The 18,389-nt window shown below is 67.5% G+C and carries 18 protein-coding genes and 1 pseudogene; 9 read left to right on the plus strand and 10 right to left on the minus strand.

Features of this window, described 5'->3' with window-relative positions:
* Positions 1 to 27: 27 nt before the first annotated feature.
* A complete protein-coding gene (locus OG206_RS00775) occupies positions 28 to 387 on the plus strand; it encodes a hypothetical protein (protein ID WP_327111090.1) in 360 nt (119 codons plus the stop codon).
* Positions 388 to 496: 109 nt separating this feature from the next.
* Here the strand turns inward: OG206_RS00775 and tpg are convergent, their stop codons facing one another.
* Together tpg and tap are read right to left on the minus strand one after the other, a co-directional pair.
* Complete coding sequence (gene tpg, locus OG206_RS00780; protein WP_327111092.1) at positions 497 to 1,054, minus strand: telomere-protecting terminal protein Tpg; 558 nt, start codon at positions 1,052 to 1,054, stop codon at positions 497 to 499.
* 4 nt (positions 1,055 to 1,058) lie between these two features.
* Positions 1,059 to 3,182: a telomere-associated protein Tap gene (gene tap / locus OG206_RS00785; protein WP_327111094.1), complete on the minus strand. Its 2,124-nt coding sequence runs from the start codon at positions 3,180 to 3,182 to the stop codon at positions 1,059 to 1,061.
* A 449-nt stretch (positions 3,183 to 3,631) separates the two neighbouring features.
* Here tap and OG206_RS00790 point away from each other — a divergent pair, with 449 nt between their 5' ends.
* Both OG206_RS00790 and OG206_RS00795 read left to right on the plus strand, forming a co-directional pair.
* Positions 3,632 to 3,922: a hypothetical protein gene (locus OG206_RS00790; RefSeq protein WP_327111096.1), complete on the plus strand. Its 291-nt coding sequence runs from the start codon at positions 3,632 to 3,634 to the stop codon at positions 3,920 to 3,922.
* 60 nt (positions 3,923 to 3,982) lie between these two features.
* Positions 3,983 to 4,339 carry a DUF5958 family protein gene (locus OG206_RS00795; protein WP_327122143.1) on the plus strand — a complete coding sequence of 119 codons (357 nt, stop codon included), beginning with the start codon at positions 3,983 to 3,985 and terminating at the stop codon, positions 4,337 to 4,339.
* A gap of 279 nt (positions 4,340 to 4,618) precedes the next feature.
* Here the strand turns inward: OG206_RS00795 and OG206_RS00800 are convergent, their stop codons facing one another.
* Both OG206_RS00800 and OG206_RS00805 read right to left on the minus strand, forming a co-directional pair.
* Entirely contained in the window at positions 4,619 to 6,121 is a 1,503-nt protein-coding gene (locus OG206_RS00800) for a metallophosphoesterase family protein (protein WP_327111098.1), read from the minus strand.
* Between the two features lie 276 nt (positions 6,122 to 6,397).
* Positions 6,398 to 6,853: a hypothetical protein gene (locus tag OG206_RS00805; protein WP_327111100.1), complete on the minus strand. Its 456-nt coding sequence runs from the start codon at positions 6,851 to 6,853 to the stop codon at positions 6,398 to 6,400.
* A gap of 477 nt (positions 6,854 to 7,330) precedes the next feature.
* On the opposite strand from OG206_RS00805, the pseudogene OG206_RS00810 reads away from it, so the two are divergent.
* Both OG206_RS00810 and OG206_RS32540 read left to right on the plus strand, forming a co-directional pair.
* A pseudogene (locus tag OG206_RS00810) lies at positions 7,331 to 8,543 on the plus strand (ISAzo13 family transposase); the annotation flags it as partial.
* Positions 8,544 to 8,803: 260 nt separating this feature from the next.
* Complete coding sequence (locus tag OG206_RS32540; RefSeq protein WP_442805778.1) at positions 8,804 to 9,019, plus strand: transposase family protein; 216 nt, start codon at positions 8,804 to 8,806, stop codon at positions 9,017 to 9,019.
* Positions 9,020 to 9,129: 110 nt separating this feature from the next.
* Here the strand turns inward: OG206_RS32540 and OG206_RS00815 are convergent, their stop codons facing one another.
* The 5 genes from OG206_RS00815 to OG206_RS00835 form a co-directional block, all read right to left on the minus strand.
* Positions 9,130 to 9,801, minus strand: coding sequence for a hypothetical protein (locus OG206_RS00815; protein WP_327111102.1), 672 nt, complete (start codon positions 9,799 to 9,801; stop codon positions 9,130 to 9,132).
* A 3-nt stretch (positions 9,802 to 9,804) separates the two neighbouring features.
* Positions 9,805 to 10,020, minus strand: coding sequence for a hypothetical protein (locus OG206_RS00820; protein WP_327111104.1), 216 nt, complete (start codon positions 10,018 to 10,020; stop codon positions 9,805 to 9,807).
* Positions 10,021 to 10,213: 193 nt separating this feature from the next.
* A complete protein-coding gene (locus tag OG206_RS00825; protein WP_327111106.1) occupies positions 10,214 to 10,696 on the minus strand; it encodes an AlbA family DNA-binding domain-containing protein in 483 nt (160 codons plus the stop codon).
* A gap of 330 nt (positions 10,697 to 11,026) precedes the next feature.
* Positions 11,027 to 11,365, minus strand: coding sequence for a thioredoxin family protein (locus OG206_RS00830; protein WP_327111108.1), 339 nt, complete (start codon positions 11,363 to 11,365; stop codon positions 11,027 to 11,029).
* A 543-nt stretch (positions 11,366 to 11,908) separates the two neighbouring features.
* A complete protein-coding gene (locus tag OG206_RS00835; RefSeq protein ID WP_327111110.1) occupies positions 11,909 to 13,048 on the minus strand; it encodes a PucR family transcriptional regulator in 1,140 nt (379 codons plus the stop codon).
* Between the two features lie 132 nt (positions 13,049 to 13,180).
* Between OG206_RS00835 and OG206_RS00840 the strand changes: the two genes are divergently transcribed.
* Both OG206_RS00840 and OG206_RS00845 read left to right on the plus strand, forming a co-directional pair.
* Positions 13,181 to 14,191 carry a ferredoxin reductase gene (locus OG206_RS00840; RefSeq protein ID WP_327122144.1) on the plus strand — a complete coding sequence of 337 codons (1,011 nt, stop codon included), beginning with the start codon at positions 13,181 to 13,183 and terminating at the stop codon, positions 14,189 to 14,191.
* A gap of 7 nt (positions 14,192 to 14,198) precedes the next feature.
* On the plus strand, positions 14,199 to 15,317 hold the full coding sequence (locus tag OG206_RS00845; protein ID WP_327111112.1) for a fatty acid desaturase family protein: 1,119 nt from the start codon (positions 14,199 to 14,201) through the stop codon (positions 15,315 to 15,317).
* 22 nt (positions 15,318 to 15,339) lie between these two features.
* On the opposite strand, the gene OG206_RS00850 is transcribed toward OG206_RS00845, so the two are convergent.
* Entirely contained in the window at positions 15,340 to 15,573 is a 234-nt protein-coding gene (locus OG206_RS00850; protein WP_327111114.1) for a hypothetical protein, read from the minus strand.
* 692 nt (positions 15,574 to 16,265) lie between these two features.
* On the opposite strand from OG206_RS00850, the gene OG206_RS00855 reads away from it, so the two are divergent.
* A complete protein-coding gene (locus OG206_RS00855) occupies positions 16,266 to 16,961 on the plus strand; it encodes a type 1 glutamine amidotransferase domain-containing protein (RefSeq protein ID WP_327111116.1) in 696 nt (231 codons plus the stop codon).
* A gap of 674 nt (positions 16,962 to 17,635) precedes the next feature.
* Positions 17,636 to 18,340, plus strand: coding sequence for a DUF4232 domain-containing protein (locus tag OG206_RS00860; RefSeq protein WP_327111118.1), 705 nt, complete (start codon positions 17,636 to 17,638; stop codon positions 18,338 to 18,340).
* Positions 18,341 to 18,389: the final 49 nt, after the last annotated feature.

Here is an 18,389-nt window from a genome sequence, read left to right on the forward strand (position 1 = left end):
CAGCAGGCAGCTATAGCGGAGCAGAGCGTGTTGGTGACCGACGCACTGCGGCGAGCCGCCCGTGGCGAGTCCAGCGAGGACACAGGTGAAGACCTTCGGGCCGCGGAACTTGTTGCGGCGGTTGAACTGCTACGGGGGGCCCGGAACGCACCACTGCGCCTGCTTCTGGCGCACCGGGTCGAAGCGTATGTGCTGACGTTTGTGGCATCGTTCGGCCTGAACAAGGCACTGGTGTGGAGTGGAGTGCTGGACTTCAGCCTGTGGGGCTGGTTGTTCTGGGCTCCCATGCTTGTTGCCGAAGCCAAGCTCCGCCAGGCCAAGAAGCTGGGACGGGAGCGCGTGATCGCGCGCATCCAGGCGCGCCATGACGAGATGCGCCTGCCTTGAAGCCCGCCCGAGAACAAGCATCTGCATCTGTGAGTGCTTCAGTTCATCACAGCCGCCAGGCTAAGCACTCGGTTACCACGGCCTCCTGGCGTAACCAGCGACGGCGCAATCAGTAGTCCAGATCCAGATAGTCAATGTCGTTGATGGCGACGTCCGAAATACCTAGGGCGCGGTTTCCGCCGTCCTGGAAGTAGATGTCCTTGAATCCTTCGGCGATGATTGTGCGCATCTGCTGGTCGCTGGCCCCGGTGTCGCGGGCGTCGAAGAGACGTTGTGCGTAGGCCGGGGGGAGGTGCACGGTGAGGCGTCGGAAGCGTCCGTCGTCGGTCGTGCCGATCGCTGCGGAGTATCCGAAGCGGGCGCGGGTCTCCACCGTGATGCCGCGGGTGCTGGCGGCCTGCTTCTGCCGGCGTTTGCGGACCTGGGGTTGCCAGCGTGTGCGCACGGCGTCGTCGATTTTCTCGGCGACGTCGGCGCGGGCGTGCTTGCGGGCGCCGCGCCGGTACCTGTTCACGCTGTCGGCGGTGACCCCGATCTCCTGTGCGACGGCTTTGGCGCTGCCGAGTTGCTTGAGGAGGTAGCCGATCTGCCCTTTGAGGGTCTTGGGCGGGTCCTTGGTGAACGCCTCGCGGTCGGCGCGTTCGATCGCGTCGTCGATCTCCCCCACGGGTCTACTCTCCTTCGTCCAGGACGGCGTCGCCGCCCTTGATGTGGCGGGCCGGGTTGAGGCCCTTCTCCATCAGGTCGACCGCCCACAGCATCGACTGCACGCCCTCCAGTTTCGCCAGACCCGGCGTCGGGCCGAGGCGGAACCCGCCCGGCTGCGGCTTCCCGGACGTCGCGTACGGCAAGAAGTCCAGGGGGCTGTCGCCGGGGCTCGGATAGACGACACAGTCCGACAGGACCGCCAGCGGGTACAGGCCGGTCAGCTTGACCATGTTGTTGAGCTTGCGGTGCATATTGACCCGCGCCTTGGAGATGATCGCGGCCCGGATGTCCGGGCGCCAGGTCGGGCGCTCGAGAGCCGGCCACCGCTCACCCTGCTCGTAGTGCTTGCCTTGCGGGCGCTCACGGAGCTTGCCGACACCGCCCTTGACCGTGGCCTTGATCGCGGACAGGACGGCGGCCAGCGCCGCATCGGCCTGCCTGTGCCGCTCCATCGCGGCAAGGAACTCGGCGTCCGACAGGTCCTTGGTGACACCTAGGTCGGCGAGGGTGTCGACGTACGCGGTGCGCAGCCGGTCGTGCCAGGGGTCCAGGTAGGCGCCGGTCTCGCGGCGCAGGTAGGCCTCGATCGGGGTGACGTTGTGGCCGAGCTCCTGGGCGTAGGCGACGGTGTGCGTCTGGTACCAGGCCGGTCCTGTGGGGCGGGTGCCGTCCGGGGTGAACGGGGACGGCAGGCGCGGGTCCAGGTCGATGTGGGAGAGGTCGACGAGCCAGGAGCCGGGAATTTTCGGGCTGAACGTCGGATGGTGGAAGTGGTCGGGGGCGGACAGGCCGACGACCAGACGGGCCGCGGCCGCGAGGAACGCGGTGTTCAGGTCCAGGCCGACCGCGAACGGCAGCGTGCACTCCTCATCCGACAGTGTGTCCACCGACCGGACCCACTGGTAGGCCTCCTCGTTGAGGAAACCCCCGTCCCAGCCGGAGTTCACGACGACCGGGTGCTCTGCGGTGGCCTCCGGCGGCGCCGGATCCACCGGCTGCGTCCCAAGGCTGCCGGGGTTGTGGCCGGACACCCAATTCCCGGACTGCGGATCCTGCACCGCCCGGGTCGGCGGGCGCAGCGCCGTCATCAACTCGAGGCCGGAGACGGCGGTCGAGCCGCGCGGCGTGGTGACTCGCTGCGCGTAGGTGCCTAGGACGCGGGCGATGTCGGCCGGCGCCATCTCCGCGACACCGGGCCAGGACCGTTCATCGAGGGCGTCCCAGGACAGGATCGCCAGCTGCACGCACTGCCGCTCGCGCCCTTGGGCTTTGCGGTAGATGCGGGCCCAGGGGCCGAATCCGCGCTGGGTGAGCTGCCACTTCGCCCTGACCACCTGCTGGACGGCCGGGTGGTCCTCGGGCAGGCGCAGGGAGCGGCGCTGCTCGTGGCCCTCCAGGCGCTCCGGCAGCCCGAGCCTCACGGCGGCCGCCGCCGTGAGCACGATCAGCGGGTCGGAGTCCTTGCCGTACCGGTTCAACTTCGCGGCACCCAGACCGGACTCACGCAGCGTCCACTCCACCAGCTCCGGCACAATGGTGGCGGGGCAGTCCAGCACGATCCCGTCGGCCCCGTAGGCGCAGCCGTCGCCGTCCAGCACCGCGAGAGGCCCGTGCGGAAACCGCGGATCCACAGCCGGCCCTGCGGCCTTCTTCGCCGCCGGACGGCGGGACGACGTCGCCGGACGCGCGGCCGGAACATCCGCCGGGACATGAGTGACCGGCACCGGGGATGCGGCCAGTTCCGCTGGTTCAGTTGCGGTGCCGCTCTGGCCGGTGAACGTCTCCCCGGCTCGCTCCGGCTCGACTGCAGCAAACGGGGCAGGCGCGGTGGTGGGATGGGCAGTGTGCTTGGCGGCCCAGCCCTTCAGCAGGCGCTGATAGGCGCCCAGGCGCGGCTCCTTCGGCTCCGAGCGGCCGTTCTCCCAGTTCTTGATGCTCTGCGTCGAGGTCTTCAACGCGACCGCGAGACGCGCCTGGGTAATCCCCGCGGCCTCCCGCAGCCGGGCCCGCTCCGCCGGCGGCGGAAGCTGTGGTTCCTCCGCCAGCAGGGCGTCGATGTTCGCGAACAGCTCTTCCTCGGATGCCATGACTACCTCCACCCTGAACACTAGCAATTTCCCACCTACTCCTTAACCATATTATTTAACTCGATCGAAGATCCATTGACCTGTACCGGTGCGAGGCACTGTCGATGGTCGGCGCATGATGGCCGTCATGGAAAACGCAGTCGAGAAGATCAAGGTCGGTTGGCGGCCGGTTCGGCAGTTGGACCGCACCTGATGTTCCGGTGGTCGACGCGGTGAGCTCGCGGTTCGCCAGTGACGTGGGCGACATCAGATGACCTGCGGGCCCGGCCAACCGAAGGACGGCCTTGCCGACCGGCTGCTCATCCGGCCGGAGATCTCCTGGCCATCCTGGCGCGGCGCATGCCCCGTCTCTGAAACACCGGCCGGCGACGGCTTCCGGAATTTCCTCATGGCAACGCGAGGCGGATGTGACAGCGAGGGAACCGCGCGGGTCCCGACCGTCCCTCGACTTGGCCTTCGCCGACGCGGAGCAGGGCAGGCCACTGGCCTTCGCCCTCATGAAGAATTGGCAGCGGAGGGTGCCGGGCCACGACCTCGTCGGTTTCCGCACGATGCCGGCCTTCGCAAAGGACGGACGGGAGCGCTACGGCCTCGCACCCGACAGGCGGGCGCGATTCGTGCGCTGTTTGTCCGAGAGCGCTCAACCAGATCTGCCCCTCCCGTCACGCGCTGCCCGGACCTACCTCGACATCCTGATCACCGCGGCGCAGCGGCATCTGTCCCACAGGAGCCAGTCGTGATCGAACGCGACGTCCTGCTCAACGAGCTCGCGCAGGGGCTACGCCCGATGTCAGAGGGGCATCGAATGGTTCGACGGCCTCGGCCAGGAAGAGCAGTCCGAAGTGCTGCTGTTCCTGCGCCATCACTGCGTCCAGGCGCGCGCAGTCACCGAGGACGAACCGGAGAGCATCCGCCGTGCCGGGCTGCGCCCGACGCATACACCCGCAGTGCTGATCTCACGAGGCCGGATGGACGAGCAGCCGGGAAAGATCGCCGGTCTCGCGCCTCTCGACGAACGACGGAAGGCGTTCAGGCTACTGATCGCGGTGCTCGCGATTGCCGACGCGCGGCGCCACGAGCGTTTCCGCTCCGTCGGCTGCAGGCACTGGTGGCACAGACTGTCCCCGTCGCCTGACAACCCAGCGCCGCACTCCTGAAAGTCAGTTCCCTGTTGAGCGTTGTCTGCGGATCGGATCGGCAGCCGTTCACGCGCGTTGGTTCAGAGCTCGTGTCAGCTCGCGGTTGGCGGCGTCCGCGTGACCATGCCCACCTTCAGATCCGGTCCGGGCCCCGCGAAGCCACGGCTTCCGGGCGGCACCCCACCATCGGCCGGGCGCCGCGGGCACCCCGCACCACCCCGTGGATGGTGCGGCGCTTGGGTGTGTGGGCGTGGGCCCCCTCCTGTTACCGCGACCGGACCCGCGCCACGCACGGCGTCAAGGCAGAGGTATGGTCACCTCGTCCTCAACCGGAGGATCGATCTCGTGGTCGAGAGTCCCGGTCGCCGAGTAACAGCGCAGACGGACCGAGGTAGGCGTGACGTCCAGCCTCAGGAAGCACTTGAAGAACGGCGGGCTGTACGTCGCCGAACCCGGCGAGAATAGCTGCGTGTAGGTCTTGCGCACCGGCAGCCGGACATGCGTGTTGCGGTCGGGGCGGCGACCGGCACCAAGGAGACTGGCTACCAGGCGGATACGCCGGGTGACGCGAACGGGCTCCCCCTGCGCGCGGGTCGGCGGGACGCCGAGCCGTTCCGCGATCACCGCGGTGGCCTCAGCCTCGGTCAGCGTGAAGAAGCGGGGCATCCGCAGCCGGCGCCCATAAAGCCTGCTGTAGAAGGCCAGCGAGTCGCCGCGCAGCGGATAGCAGCGGAACTCGTCCTCCGTGACGTTGGATACGGAGACCCGCGGGACCGTGTGCGTGGCGTGCATGAACGCCCCGCCGCCACCGGCGACGACGTACTGGATCGTGCGTCCGCCGTCCACCCGTACCGGATACCGCTGGTAGTTGTGGATGTCGCCACCGATCGCCGCGACGTAGTGGTGCTCCGGGTCGCGCACGATGGCATCCACCGTGCCGCCGCCCTCGATGGTGCACGGGTGGTGCTCGCCGTCCACATACAGCGGGGACCCGGTCACCAGTATCTTGGGCCGTTCACCCCGCGACACTTCGCGGAGCCAGCGACCCTGTTCGGCGTCGATGGTGCCCAACAGGCCCGTGTCGACACCTATGATCCGTATCGGCCCGGCATCGATGGCCCAGTACGGGCCCGGCTGGACGGCCTGTTGGGACGGCTCCGAGCGCAGCGCCTCTGCCTCGGCCAGACGTTGCTCGTCGGTCCTGCCCGGCGAGTGCCAGAGCAGCGAGCGGAACCAGGCCCGTGTCAGGGGGCGGGGCCGCGCCTCGGGCGCCAGCGGCGGTGACTCGCAGAAGACCCGCATGAAGCCTTGCAGGCCCTCGTACCAGTCATGGTTGCCCGGTATCGCGTAGATGGGCGCCGGGTAGTCGCGGTAGGGGCGGAAGAACTTCGTGCCGTAGTCGTCGATGCCGCCCACCGGGTAGATCACGTCACTGGCGAGCACGGCGAAGTCTGTTCCCTGACTTACCTTCAGGAAGCCCGGCACCACGGCGTACTGGGGATCGTCACCTTCACCGGTGTCACCGATGACCATGAACGAGAAGTGGTCGGCGTCCGTGCGGCGGACCACCGCGTCGGTCGGCGCGCCCGCGGCCACGGCCTGCTCCACCCAGCGACTACGGGTCCGGCCCGTCGGGTCCCCGAGCAAGGAGGCGAGGACGCCGTTGCGGGCGGGCCACAGCGTTCTCGGATTCAGCCACGAGAGCTTCTCGACTTGGTCAGGCATCAGCCTTTTGTACGTGCCGGGCTGGGAGTTCCCCCAGCCGGCGCCTTCTGGTGTGTCGCGTGAGGAGTGAGGCACGGGTGCACGGTAACAACCGGTCTTCCGTGCACCCGGAGCAGGGGCCGGCGGCCCGCGGCGGGGCTCAGACGGCCGGGTATGACCTCGCGGCAGAACCAACGATGTCCAAGATCATGGGGAAGCTTCACGCACTGGCCTGGCCGGCGCCGGTTCCGGGAGCGTCCGAGACCGGTGCCGCTGCGGCGGCCTCGGACGCTCCCGGGGGGGGTGTCATGCTCAGAAGGCACCCCCGCGTTCCCGCCCATCATCCGGGCGGAGCCACGGTGACGCCCGCGGTTAGATGTTCTGGTATCCCGAGCAGGTTGAGTAGAGCCACGGAATCTGCTGGCCGTACTCCCACTTCGTTCCCCAGTATTCACCACACATGTTTACTGACACGATCTTGGAGGACCAGTTGGCGGAATCCGACCCGCCGGCGGTCGTCCCGATGTGCCCCGTCGATCCGTCAGCCAGCTTCACATACATGTCTCCGGACGTGTACTGCTTGCCTGAGGCGACGTAAATCCAGCCCCAACTCACGCCTGATCCAGGACAGTTGTCGACCTTCGCCTGCACATTTCCGGAGTTCAAGCTGTTGGTCACGGTGCACCCCTGAGCGCTCGCCGGGGCCGCCAAGGCGGGCGAGGCAGCGGCGGTGGAGAGGGCGCCCAGCGAGAGTGCCACGGCAGCACCCGCCCCGAGCATCTTACCGACCCGTCCCTTACCGAACATCTTCCCAACCGCGATCGTCACGTTGATTCCCTCTGTAACTAAAACACTCAGCACGGTCCCGCATCCCCACACAAGCGATGCTTTTGCATTTGACGCACCCGAGAGGGGGGTAACGAAACCGCAAGATTGACACGGCAACAATGTCTGTGGAGTGACAGCACGTCAACTTCAGCGCCAGTGAGGAGAACCACATGAACTCAGCAGACTCCGAACTCGTTCTACGGCCAGGGCGCCCCTCCAACTGTCGAGCGACACCCAGTTTCGTTGGAAGTTTGGTTACGCGCTACCTCCCGGATCTCCGACACGAGGGGCGTGTTGGTGCGATATACCGCCGACTCTGGAGGTCAGCGCAGGGAGCCGAAGAGGCTGTTCTTCCTGAACTCTTCCGAACCTTCCGCCTTCTGAGCGATGCGGGCCGCAGCCCTTTCCTGTTCGCGTCTCTTAGGGCTCGCAGAGAATCAAAGTGTTGCTTCCCGCGGCTCGGCTCGTTGGTGTGGTATGCGCATATCTGGCGAGGCACGTGGTCAACTTGCGGTGAAGTTACAGGTTTTGTTCCCACACCTGGACGAGCGGCAGCGCCGTCTGCTGATGGGGGCTGAGGCCAGGATCCTGGGACACGGCGGAATCCGGGCGGTCGCTCAGGCGGCCGAGGTCAGCGAGACCACCGTCCGCAAAGGCGTGGACGAGTTGGAGGCGGGGGCGGAACCGCGGGGCCGGGTTCGCCGTCTTGGTGGCGGGCGCAAGCGGGCGGCCGAGGTAGATCCCGGACTGCGGCCCGCGCTGTTGGCCCTGGTCGAGCCGGAAATGCGCGGGGATCCGATGTCACCGCTGCGATGGACGACGAAGTCCACCCGCAGACTCGCCGACGAGCTCACCAGGCAGGGGCACCGTGTCTCGGCGGATACCGTCGCCGACCTGCTGAGGGAGGAGGGGTTCAGCCTCCAGGCCAACGCCAAGACTGTCGAGGGAGCTCAGCATCCCGACCGAGATGCCCAGTTCCGCTACATCAACGACCGGGCCAAGGAGCATATGGGAGTCGGCGACCCGGTGATCAGCGTCGATACCCAAGAAGAAGGAGCTGATCGGCCAGGACAAGAATGAGGGCTGCGAGTGGCGTCCGAAAGGACTGCCGACCCAGGTCAGGACTCATGACTTCCTGGACCGGCAGGGACCGGGCAAGGCCATCCCTTACGGGATCTACGACGTCGCCGCGAACACCGGCTGGGTCAGTGTCGGCACCGATCACGACACGGACGCGTACGCCGTGGCTTCGATCCCTCACTGGTGGAAGGTCCGTGGCAGTAACGACTACTGCCCTCAGGCCACCCGGCTGCTGATCACCGCGGACGCGGGCGGCTGCAACGGATACCGCACCCGCGCCTGGAAGACCGAACTTGCCACCCTGGCCGCCGAGACCGGCCAGGAGATCACGGTCTGCCACATGCCTCCGGGCACCTCGAAGTGAAACAAGATCGAGCACCGGCTGGTCTCCCACATCTCCATGAACTGGCGAGGCAGGCCCCTGAACAGCCACGACATCATCGTGAACAGCATCAAGGCCACCACCACTCACACCGGGCTGAGAGTCCACGCCGAACTCGACCCGGGCACCTACGAGACCGGCATCAAGGTCACCGACAAAGACATCGACGCCCCGCCCATGTACCGGCACCGCTTCCACGGCGACTGGAACTACACGCTCCACCCCCAACACTGCGACACAGTCGGCGCGGACAAAGGACCGCGGCCAGCCGAAGGGCCTGTCCTCACGGCCCTGCGCTCACGATCTGCGCAATTCGGACCTGACCGGTATGACCGAGCGGCGCTGGACGAACGCGTCGAGCAGGTGTCCCAGGGACTCGATGAGCTACGTGAACACGGGCGGTCCCAGCAGCGAGGAAGAGACCGCATCCGGGCTCGCGGCGCCGGGGCCAAGACAGGCTGACCACCGCAGACAGAGTCCTGGCCACCGTGCTCTACCTGCGCAAACTTGGCTCTCGAGACCTGATCGGTCAGCTATTTGGAGTCAACGGCAGCACCATCACCAGGGCCGTGCACCAAGTCCAGCCGCTCCTCGCCGAGAACGGCCACACCATCCAACCCTCGACAGCCAGGTTCCGCACACCCGCTGACGTCACCGCATTCATCTCCAACAGCAGACCCACGAAGATCAACTCAACATGTTGATTCTCTTCGAGCCCTTACGAGTTGGTGCCGCTGATAAGGCTGAACGAAGCGACGCCCTGACGTTTGCTTCGAGGGGTGGCGAGACGGACCTCCCGCCACCCCCCGTCACATCAGTCCCTTTGGAGACCCGGGTCGACTGCGCTCTCCGGGTGGCTGAGACGTTCGCCGAGGGCCGCCAGCGCTGCCCGGTAGGGTCCGTCCAGCGACGGCACATAGCGTTTGACCGCGCGCAGGAAGAGGCGGAAGCCGAGGTCGGCGCACGCCCCGGTGATCACCTGCTCCAGCGCCGGTACCAGGGGGCCGGGCAGCGGCAGCGGGTTGAACACCTCTCCCTCCTCATGCGCCCGCGTCAGCGCGGCGGCCGCCGGCGCTATCGCCCTGTGCGCCGCGGCGCGCAACGCCTCGTCCGTCACGGGTTCGGCAGCGGGCGGGGTGAAGCCGGGATCACGGGCCGACTCCGCCGCGAGCCAGGTCGATTCGATCCGCTCCAGCCACTCCCGCGCTCCGACTTGCTGCTTGGCCGGATCGAGCGCGTGGTCGGTCGATCCGACCCAGGCCGTGCGGATCGTGTCGTCCGACAGGCCGGAGTCCAGCAGCCGACGTACGTCACGGCTCAATTGCAGGGACGCGGGGTGGCCGAGCTCCCGGACCGACCGTTCGGTGATCAGGAGTATGGCCGAGGCGGGCCCCTTGTCGATGAGGCAGTCCATCTCCGCGTGACGCAGTTCCGTCAGATCGTCGCACTGCTCGGAGAGCCAGGCGAGGCCGGTCTCGTATGTCAATGGTCACTCCGGGCAGGCGGTGTAGACGACCCAGGTCTTGGGCTTCATGTGATTCTTGACGAACTTCAGCTGAATCACCACGGTGTTACCGACGGCCTGGCCCGTCGAGCTACCGCCCTTCACCCATTTCGTACCGAGCGAGGCGCCGTGCCGGGTGCCCGGCATGCTGACGGACAGCAGGTCCTTTCTCGGGTCGAAGACGCTCAGGTACTCGTCCACCTCCTGCCGGAATCCCTCCGGGGAGCGGCCCGGTGGGGTGACCCCCTTCACCCCCTCTACAAGGAGTATGAGAGCTACCGCCCGGGCGCCATCTTCCACCGGTACGCCGACAGGGCCTAACCCGCTCGTCCAGCGGAGCTCTACGCCCTCACGGACCGCGACCGCCGAGCAACGAAGCGAGTGAACCTAGACGTCACCAGGACCACCGGCGCCGGCACCGGCGCCGTGCTGGCCCCGACAGAGGGCGCCCGGAAGGAGAGACATCAGCGAGCATGACGTAGCGCTTCCCCTCATCGGTCTCCATCGGGACGCACGTGAACTGGTAGCGGCTGAACTCGCCCAAGTTGCGCCTCAGCCAGCTGTCGGCCCTCTCCGCATCGTGCGTCGGAACCCCGTGGACCGCGTCGTCATCAACTCCGACCAAGAGGTAGACGTGGCCGCCAGCCCACTGCTCCGCTCCATCAGGGATCCGGTTGGCGAAGCCGAGGATCGCTTTGGACACAGCGAAGGCTCCCGCCGCCTTCGACACGCCGTGCTGGGACTTCCACTCCAGCCAGCGCGTCTCATCCGCGCTGCTGGCGTTCAGGACGGCGCGGATTAGCTCTCGCTGCCGCGCCAGCCCGACTGCAGGTTCATCCTCGTTGAAGTCCAGGGTCACGGTCGTCGTTCGTGCCAAGCGAACTCCAACCATGCGGGACCACACCGACAAGCCGGCTCACCGGTTGGGCAGACCAGTTGCACGGATCGTCTGAAGCCCGCAGAGGTCCGCTCACCCGGCGGTCTCGGGCTGCAGGAGGACCACCGGTGCCCCTCCCCCGCCGCGCGCGGCGCGGGGGGCCTGTTGCAGGGCACGGCGCGGCCTTCCGGCCCTGAGTAGACGAGTGCTCCTGTCCAGCGACTCTCCGCTGCGAGCCCTGCCTGTCAGAGCGCATTGCGGTGTCTCCGGTCGTAGGAGCTGGCGCGGGGACGAAAGACGGGAAGGGCGTCCGGTGCCTGCAGAGCGTGCTCAGAGGTGGCTGTCCAGGAACTCCCGTATCTCGGTGATGGTCATGGGCCCCGTGCCGTGCGCCACCGCCTCTCCCTCCTTCAGCAGGACGTAGGACGGGGCTCCGGTGATCCCGTATCGCTCGGTTGCGGCCGGACAACGCGTGATGTCGGCGCGGACGGCCGTCAGACGGCCTGTGTAGTCGTCGGCGATGCCACCCACGACGAGGTCCAGTACCCGGCAGGGCTCGATTGCCTTGGGCCATGTCCCGGTGAAGTATGCGAGGACCGGAACTTCGCTCATCCTGAGGACGAAATCGAACTCCGCGTCCTCACGGGGTCGGTGAACCCGCTTCGCCATGGAATCTCCTGACCTAGCGTTCCGTCATTCCATCCCCATCATCCCTCGCTCGGTGTGCCTGGCCGGCCCGGTCGGTGGTCCGGTTGACGTCGGAAGGCAGGCACGGGGCCACCGCAGAACCACAATGGTCATCGCGCGAGCGGCCCGGCCCCCCCGCGCCTGGCGCCCGGGCCTGGCCGCCCCGCTGCGGCCCGCCGCGCGCCCATGGGCCAGGTCGTGTCAGGACAACGCCCTCCACGACGACATGAAACCCGTTCTCCAGTGCATTGCTGCCCAGATCACCGACCAGATGCTCGATGAGCGCGTCGACGAGCGGGCAGATGCGTCCACTGGATCCAGCCGAGCCATATCCGCCACAGCGCTTCTCAGAGACAGCGCCCCCCGACGGGCTTCCCGGAGCCTTGTCTGGTCTTCACATCAACCTCCGGTCTCAGCTGGCTGATACCGCTCTTCCCCGGGCCGCATGAGCCAGCTGATGGCACCGAGAACGAGGCACAATTTCCGGACGCTCGCGGACGCGGTCGTGGACGGTCGAAGGACGCGTCAGTTGTCCCGAAAACCGACCGCCAGAGTCAGTTCAAGGACCCGGTGTGGCGAGGCGAGATCCGGAAACAGCTCCCGCAGCTGCGACATCCGGTACCGGACCGTCTGGGGATGGACGAACAACGCCGCCGCCACCTCATCCCGCCTGCCCTGGTGCAGCAGCCACGCCCGCAACGTGTCCTCCAGCCGCCGTGCGGTCGCGACAGGCAGGGCCCGCAACGGTGCGAGGGCTCGGGCACGCAGGTCTGCCAACGCGTCCGCGTCGGCGCTCAGCACCAGCTCGGGCAGGTGGTCCTCGGTGTCGCGAATATCAGAGGAGAGGGAGCGCGCGCGTATGGTCCGTGCGTACGAGGCGGACGCACGAGTCCATGGCCGGGCAGGGCCGACCACGGCGCTGCGGTCGGTCAGCTGCCGCAAGAGATGTGATCGGTCGGCATCGGGAACGAGCAGCACACCGGTGGCGTCCGGCAGATCGTCGAGGACGAGGGTGCTTGGGTCGAGTCCGCGGTAGGCAGGCCGGGCCTGGGCGGCGGGCAGCAGGACCGCGGTCAGCGAAACCGGAAGCTGCCACCCGGCCCGTTGAACTGAGGCCATCAGTACGTCCGGGCTCGCGCCGGCGAGGAGGTCGCGGGCCAGGTGTTCCAGGTGGCGCTCGTGGGCCCTGCCACGGGCCGCCAGTTCGTCGGCGTGGCCCGCGGCGCTCGCAGCGGAGAGCTCGTCGATGTAGGCGAAGGTCAGCTCGGCGAACTTGGCGACCTCGGCGGCGGGCAGACCTGCGGGTACGGCACCCGCTGCCAGGCATCGCCAGGCCACGCGGGCGCCGACGCGGTAGGCGCTGAGTAGGGCGTCCATCGAACGACCGTCGCGCACCTCGCCGCGGCCCAGCTCGTAGGCTGCGTCACCGGCGTCGCCGCCTGTGGCGCTCCCGCTCGCGAGGTCCAGGTAGTGCCCCAGGGCGGTGTGGACGGCTCGGCGGATGGTGCCGCCCATGTGGCCCGTAAGGGCGTTGGCGTAGGGAGGGACCTCGTCGATGATCGCCTGGACGACCTCGTCGGCGGTGGTCTTCAGCGCGGCCCGAAGGGCGGTGACCGTCGTCTCATTGAGGTCCAGTTCGCTGGCCCTCCGGATTGCATGACTCACGTTTTTGTTCCCTGCGAACAATTTTTCCGACCAGATTTACGTCCTGGGGACAGGACTTTACGCCTTGGAGCGCAGCAAGCTGGTGTCATGACGAGTGCAGCCCTCCGTAGCAGGGCGTGGAAACTGCTGGAGATGGTCACGACGCCGCTGGTGCCGTCGGACTACCTCGACCTGGTCAGTCCGCTGCGTGCGGGCGCTGACCTGCGTGGGCGCATCGAGGCCGTGCACCCTGAGACGGGCGACGCCGCGACTGTCGTGATCAGGCCGGGGCGGAGCTGGCGCGGCCACACAGCCGGTCAGTACGTACGGATCGGGGTCGACGTCGACGGGGTGCGTCTGTGGCGTGCCTACTCCATCACCTCGCCGACAAACCGCCAGGACGGCCGCGTCACGATCACCGTGAAGGCAATCCCGGACGGCAGGGTCAGCAACCACCTGGTCCGACGTGCGAAACCGGGCACGCTGGTCCAGCTCGATCAGCCGACCGGTGACTTCGTGCTGCCGCTGGTAACGCCCACCAAGGTGCTCTATCTGACGGCCGGCAGCGGCATCACGCCCGTGATGGGCATGCTGCGCGACATCGAGTTCGACGACGTCGTCATGGTCCACTGCGCGCCGCGGCCTCAAGACGTGATCTTCCGCAGCGAACTGCACGACCTGGTCGCGGACAAGAAGCTGCGGCTCACCGAGGTGCACACCGACACAGACGGCATTCTCGACATCGCCCGTCTCGACGAACTCGTGCCCGACTGGGCCGAGCGCGAGACCTGGGCTTGCGGGCCCGCGGGCCTGCTCGACGCCGCCGAAGGGCACTGGGCCGAGCACGGCGTACAGGAGCGCCTGCACACCGAGCGCTTCCGCCCCAGCATCGTCGTCGCCGGTGACGGCGGCGAGGTCACGTTCAGCGCCACCGGCATGACCGTCGACGCGGACGGCGCCACGCCGTTGCTCGACATCGGCGAGGAGGCCGGCGTGCTGATGCCCTCCGGGTGCCGCATGGGCATCTGCTTCGGCTGCGTCACGCCGCTCAAGGCGGGCGCTGTCCGCGACCTGCGCACCGGCGAGATCACCGAAGCCGAGCCGGGCGTCCTCATCCAGACCTGCGTGTCCGCCGCGGCGGGCCCCTGCGACATCGAACGGTAGGAGCACCTTGACCGCCATCGACCCCACCGCCCACCTGACCGCGGAGCAGATCGAGGAGCTCGGCCGCGAGCTGGACGCGATCCGCGACGCGGTGATCGCCAGCCGCGGTGAGAAGGACGCCGCCTACATCCGTAAGGTCATCTCGGCGCAGCGCAAGCTTGAGCTGGTCAGCAGGGGCGTGCTGCTGTTCTCGTTCTTCCCGCCCGCGTGGCTGCTCGGTACCGCCGGTCTGTCCGTGGCGAAGATCATGGATAACATGGAGATCGGCCACAACGTCCTGCACGGCCAGTGGGACTGGATGCGAGACCCGAAGATTCACTCCACCACCTGGGAGTGGGATCACGTCTCGCCGTCCGAGCAGTGGAAGCACTCGCACAACGAGCTCCACCACACGTACACCAACGTGATCGGCAAGGACAACGACCTCGGCTACGGCATCATGCGCGTCGACGAGGACCAGACTTGGCACCCGTTCCACCTCGGTCAGCCGCTGTGGAACTTCATCAACGCCTGCTTCTTCGAGTACGGCATCGCAGCGTACGACCTGGAGCTCGGCAAGAACCTGCCCAAGCGCCGCCGCAAGAACCCGGAGTTCCGCGCGCGGGCCAAGGCCGTGGGCCGCAAGATCCGCAAGCAGGTGCTCAAGGACTACGTGATCCACCCGCTGTTGTCGGGCCCCTCGTTCCTCACCACACTCGCCGCCACGTTCACCGCGAACCTGGTCCGCAACATCTGGACCCACTCGGTGATCATGTGTGGGCACTTCCCCGAGGGCGTGCAGGTTTTCGAGCGCCGGTCGATCAAGGGTGAGACGCGCGGCCAGTGGTATCTGCGCCAGATGATGGGCTCGGCGAACATCAGCGGCAGCAGGGCCATGCACTTCATGACCGGCAACCTGTCGCACCAGATCGAGCACCACCTGTTCCCGGACCTGCCGAGCAACCGGTACGCCGAGGTCGCGGTGAAGGTGCGCGCGCTGTTCGAGAAGTACGAGCTGGAGTACGTCACCGGGCCGCTGCCCAAGCAGGTGGTGTCCGCGTGGCACAAGGTTTTCCGGCTCTCGCTCCCGAACAAGAAGCCCAAGGTCAAAACGCCGGACTGCGAGCAGGAGCTCGTCGCGGCCTGATTCCCGGTAGTGGCTCAGATCGTCAGGCCTTACCTTCGGCGCCGCCGGGTGCGGTGGGATCCGTTGGGACGGCGGGCGCCGCGACGTAGGACCGTACGGAACGGGATCCGAGCAGCCCGGTGTCCGGCTGCACTGCCTGGACGTGCGCAAGGAGCTCAGCACACAGCCCTCGGCGATCTGTTGTGGAGCCGAGGGCTTCCAGCCACACCACGTTCGCTTCGTGTGCGAGTTGGCTTTCGCGCAACAGCGAGCTCATGTACGTGGCTCCTTGTCGGTGAACGGGTGGTGTGGGCGGATGTGGCCGCTCGGTGAGGATCCTGCGGTGCGGCGGTCAAAGACGCTTGCATGGTAGGACGGTGCCCGGATCCTGGGCAGCAGGCCTTGGTGTCACATGAGCGTCTACCCGCCGGTCCGTCAGAACGAACGAGATCGTCCGGAGGCTGGCCGAGGGCGGGGTAGTACTTCTTGCCGCTGGACTTCAGCATGTCGGCCGGGAAGGCGAGTCCGATCTCCTGGCGGATGCGTCCGGTCGGGCGAAGGCGCGGTGGTGTCGGCCCGGACACCCCCGGAGCTGCACCATCCGGTGTAGGCCCCGGCATTTCCCAGACAGGACCCGGCAGACGCCAACAGCGTGAACGAGCAGATCCGCTCCCGGATGTACGGCACCACCGACAGCGGAGCGCAGTTCGGCGACGTGTGAGACCGACTCCGAAGCGGCGGGTTCCGCACCCGAGGGGGAGGTATCTGGTCGTCACCGGCGCGCCCGGGGCGGCTGCCGGGCGCCCTGCGTGTCCCAGATCACGTGTGACGCGAAGTCAACTGCGGAACATGTCTGGCCAATTGACTGTTCATCCGTATGCAGCTGCGGAGGGGATGTCCCCCTGGCGGGGATCGCCAGGGTCAGAACTGCTCCGCAGGAGACGACCGGTCTACTTAAGGAGTAGCAACATGAAGGTCCTCATGGTCCTGACCTCGCACGACGAGCTCGGCAACACCGGCCTCAAGACAGGCTTCTGGCTTGAGGAGCTCGCCGCTCCGTACTACCGCCTCAAGGAAGCCGGCGCAGACATCGTGCTCGCGTCACCGAAGGGCGGACAGCCCCCGCTGGACCCCAAGAGCAACGAGCCGGGCTTCCAGACCGACCAGACCCGCCGCTTCGAGACCGACCCCGAGGCGACGGCCGCCCTGGCGAACACCGTACGCCTCGACTCGGTCGCGGCCGATGACTTCGACGCGGTCTTCTACCCCGGAGGGCACGGCCCGATGTGGGACCTGGCCGAGGACAAGCACTCCATCCAGCTCATCGAGACCACTCTGCGCTCGGGCAAGCCGCTCGCACTGGTCTGCCACGCCCCCGCTGCACTTCGCCACGCCACAAACGAGGACGGCACACCGCTGGTCCAGGGCAAGAAGGTCACTGGGTTCACGAACTCGGAGGAGGCCGCAGTCGAGCTGACCGAGGTCGTCCCGTTCCTGGTCGAGGATGAACTCAAGAGGCTCGGCGGCGTCTACTCCCAAGGCGAGGACTGGCAGCCGCACGTCGTCCAGGACGGCCTTCTGATCACCGGTCAGAGCCCCGCCTCCTCGGGTCCGACGGCCGACGCTCTGGTCAAGCTGCTCACCGAGGTCGGCAAGGCCGCCTGAGCCACGCGTCGTGGTGCTGCCCGAACGGCTCCTGGAACCGGCTGGGCCGGAGGTCGCAGGACCTCCGGCCCGGCGGGCCCAGGAAGACCACCCGTTGAACCGTAGTCCGGTACGGCTTGCTGATCGCCTCAGAATGACCGGCCAAGGCGCCGGATGCAGACGATGTTGCAGGCGAGCTCCAGCAGTCGGGTCCTGCGCAGAGTTGAGTGACCAGTTCAAGCACACACAGCCCGGAGGGCCGGTGTGGTCCATGACGGTTTCGATTTCAACCGAGGTCAGCCGGCTGAGTGCGGCTTGCCGACGACTCCGGTGGTGGTGGTAGGTCTTCTCGATGACGGGCACGATCGCGATCCGCAGTTCCTGGCGAGTGACCCACGAATGCACGTGGAGCACGTCTTTCCTGCCCGGCGGGAGGTGCCCGGCGGGAGGTGAAGGCCTGCACAGCTCCAGCCGGGTTTCTCCCCCTCACCCAGCAGCACGGACAGGCACGAGGCGGGGGGCGTTACCCCGGCCTTCGGTTTGGGTCGCCGGACCGGCTGTTGTCGGCGGCCGGCTCCTGAGCGAGAGGCTGCTTTCCGCAGGTCTCGCTCGCGTGACTCGCACGCAACACACGACACACGGGTGCGAGCGCCGGATCATCGGTTCAACCGAAGACCAATGGGAAACTGCACCTTATGCCAGATCATGCACGCCGCACCGTTCCCTCGTTCCTCCGCAGCGCCCGCGCCCTCTCCGCGAAGAAGCGCAGAGCCGCGCGGACCGTAGTCGCGTGCACGGCGGTGGCCCTGCTGGCCACCGCCGCCGGGTGCGCAGACGACGGCGACAGCGGGGCTTCCCCCACCTCCAGCGCCCCCGATTCGCCCACGGTGACCGAGAGCCCCGTCCCCTCCCCGCCCGCCACGGCGACGGGTACCACGACGCCTCCCACCGAGTCGAGGTCGGCATCCACGCGGCCGCCCAGCGGCGATGTGGCGGCGCCTGACCGCTGCACCGCCGGCCAACTGAAGCCGCGTCTGGGCCCGGCCGACGTGGGGGCGGGCAACATCCGCTTCGACCTCCAGCTCATCAACGAGGGCAAGGCCCCCTGCACGCTGCGCGGCTTCCCAGGCGTTTCACTCCTCCGGGGCGACGGCAGCACGATCGGCGTGCCCGCCACCCGCGAAGGTAGCCAGGGCACAGCAGTGAAACTGGGACCCGGCGAAAGCGCACACGCCACACTGCGCACCCTCAACAAAGACATCAAGGGCCCGGACTGCTGGCCGGCGCCCACCCTGCTCAAGGTGTACCCGCCCGGACTCAAAGAATCTCTCACCCTGCGTTCGTCCACGCCCGTCGTCTGCGGTGACACGTTCACCGTGACAGCGCTCCGCTCCCAGTAGTCCCTCCGGACGACACACCACAGTCCAGGCCAACAAATACTCAGAGCCC

Origin of the sequence: Streptomyces sp. NBC_01341 (genome assembly GCF_035946055.1) — a bacterium.
Taxonomy (GTDB): Bacteria; Actinomycetota; Actinomycetes; order Streptomycetales; family Streptomycetaceae; genus Streptomyces.

What these genes read in the sequence shown, in the direction of transcription:
- OG206_RS00840 (WP_327122144.1), top strand. Translation starts at nt 13,181, where the DNA reads ATGGTCACGACGCCGCTGGTGCCGTCGGACTACCTCGACCTGGTCAGT.
- OG206_RS00855 (WP_327111116.1), top strand. Translation starts at nt 16,266, where the DNA reads ATGAAGGTCCTCATGGTCCTGACCTCGCACGACGAGCTCGGCAACACC.
- OG206_RS00850 (WP_327111114.1), bottom strand. Translation starts at nt 15,573, where the DNA reads ATGAGCTCGCTGTTGCGCGAAAGCCAACTCGCACACGAAGCGAACGTG.
- tap (WP_327111094.1), bottom strand. Translation starts at nt 3,182, where the DNA reads ATGGCATCCGAGGAAGAGCTGTTCGCGAACATCGACGCCCTGCTGGCG.
- OG206_RS00830 (WP_327111108.1), bottom strand. Translation starts at nt 11,365, where the DNA reads ATGGCGAAGCGGGTTCACCGACCCCGTGAGGACGCGGAGTTCGATTTC.
- OG206_RS00860 (WP_327111118.1), top strand. Translation starts at nt 17,636, where the DNA reads ATGCCAGATCATGCACGCCGCACCGTTCCCTCGTTCCTCCGCAGCGCC.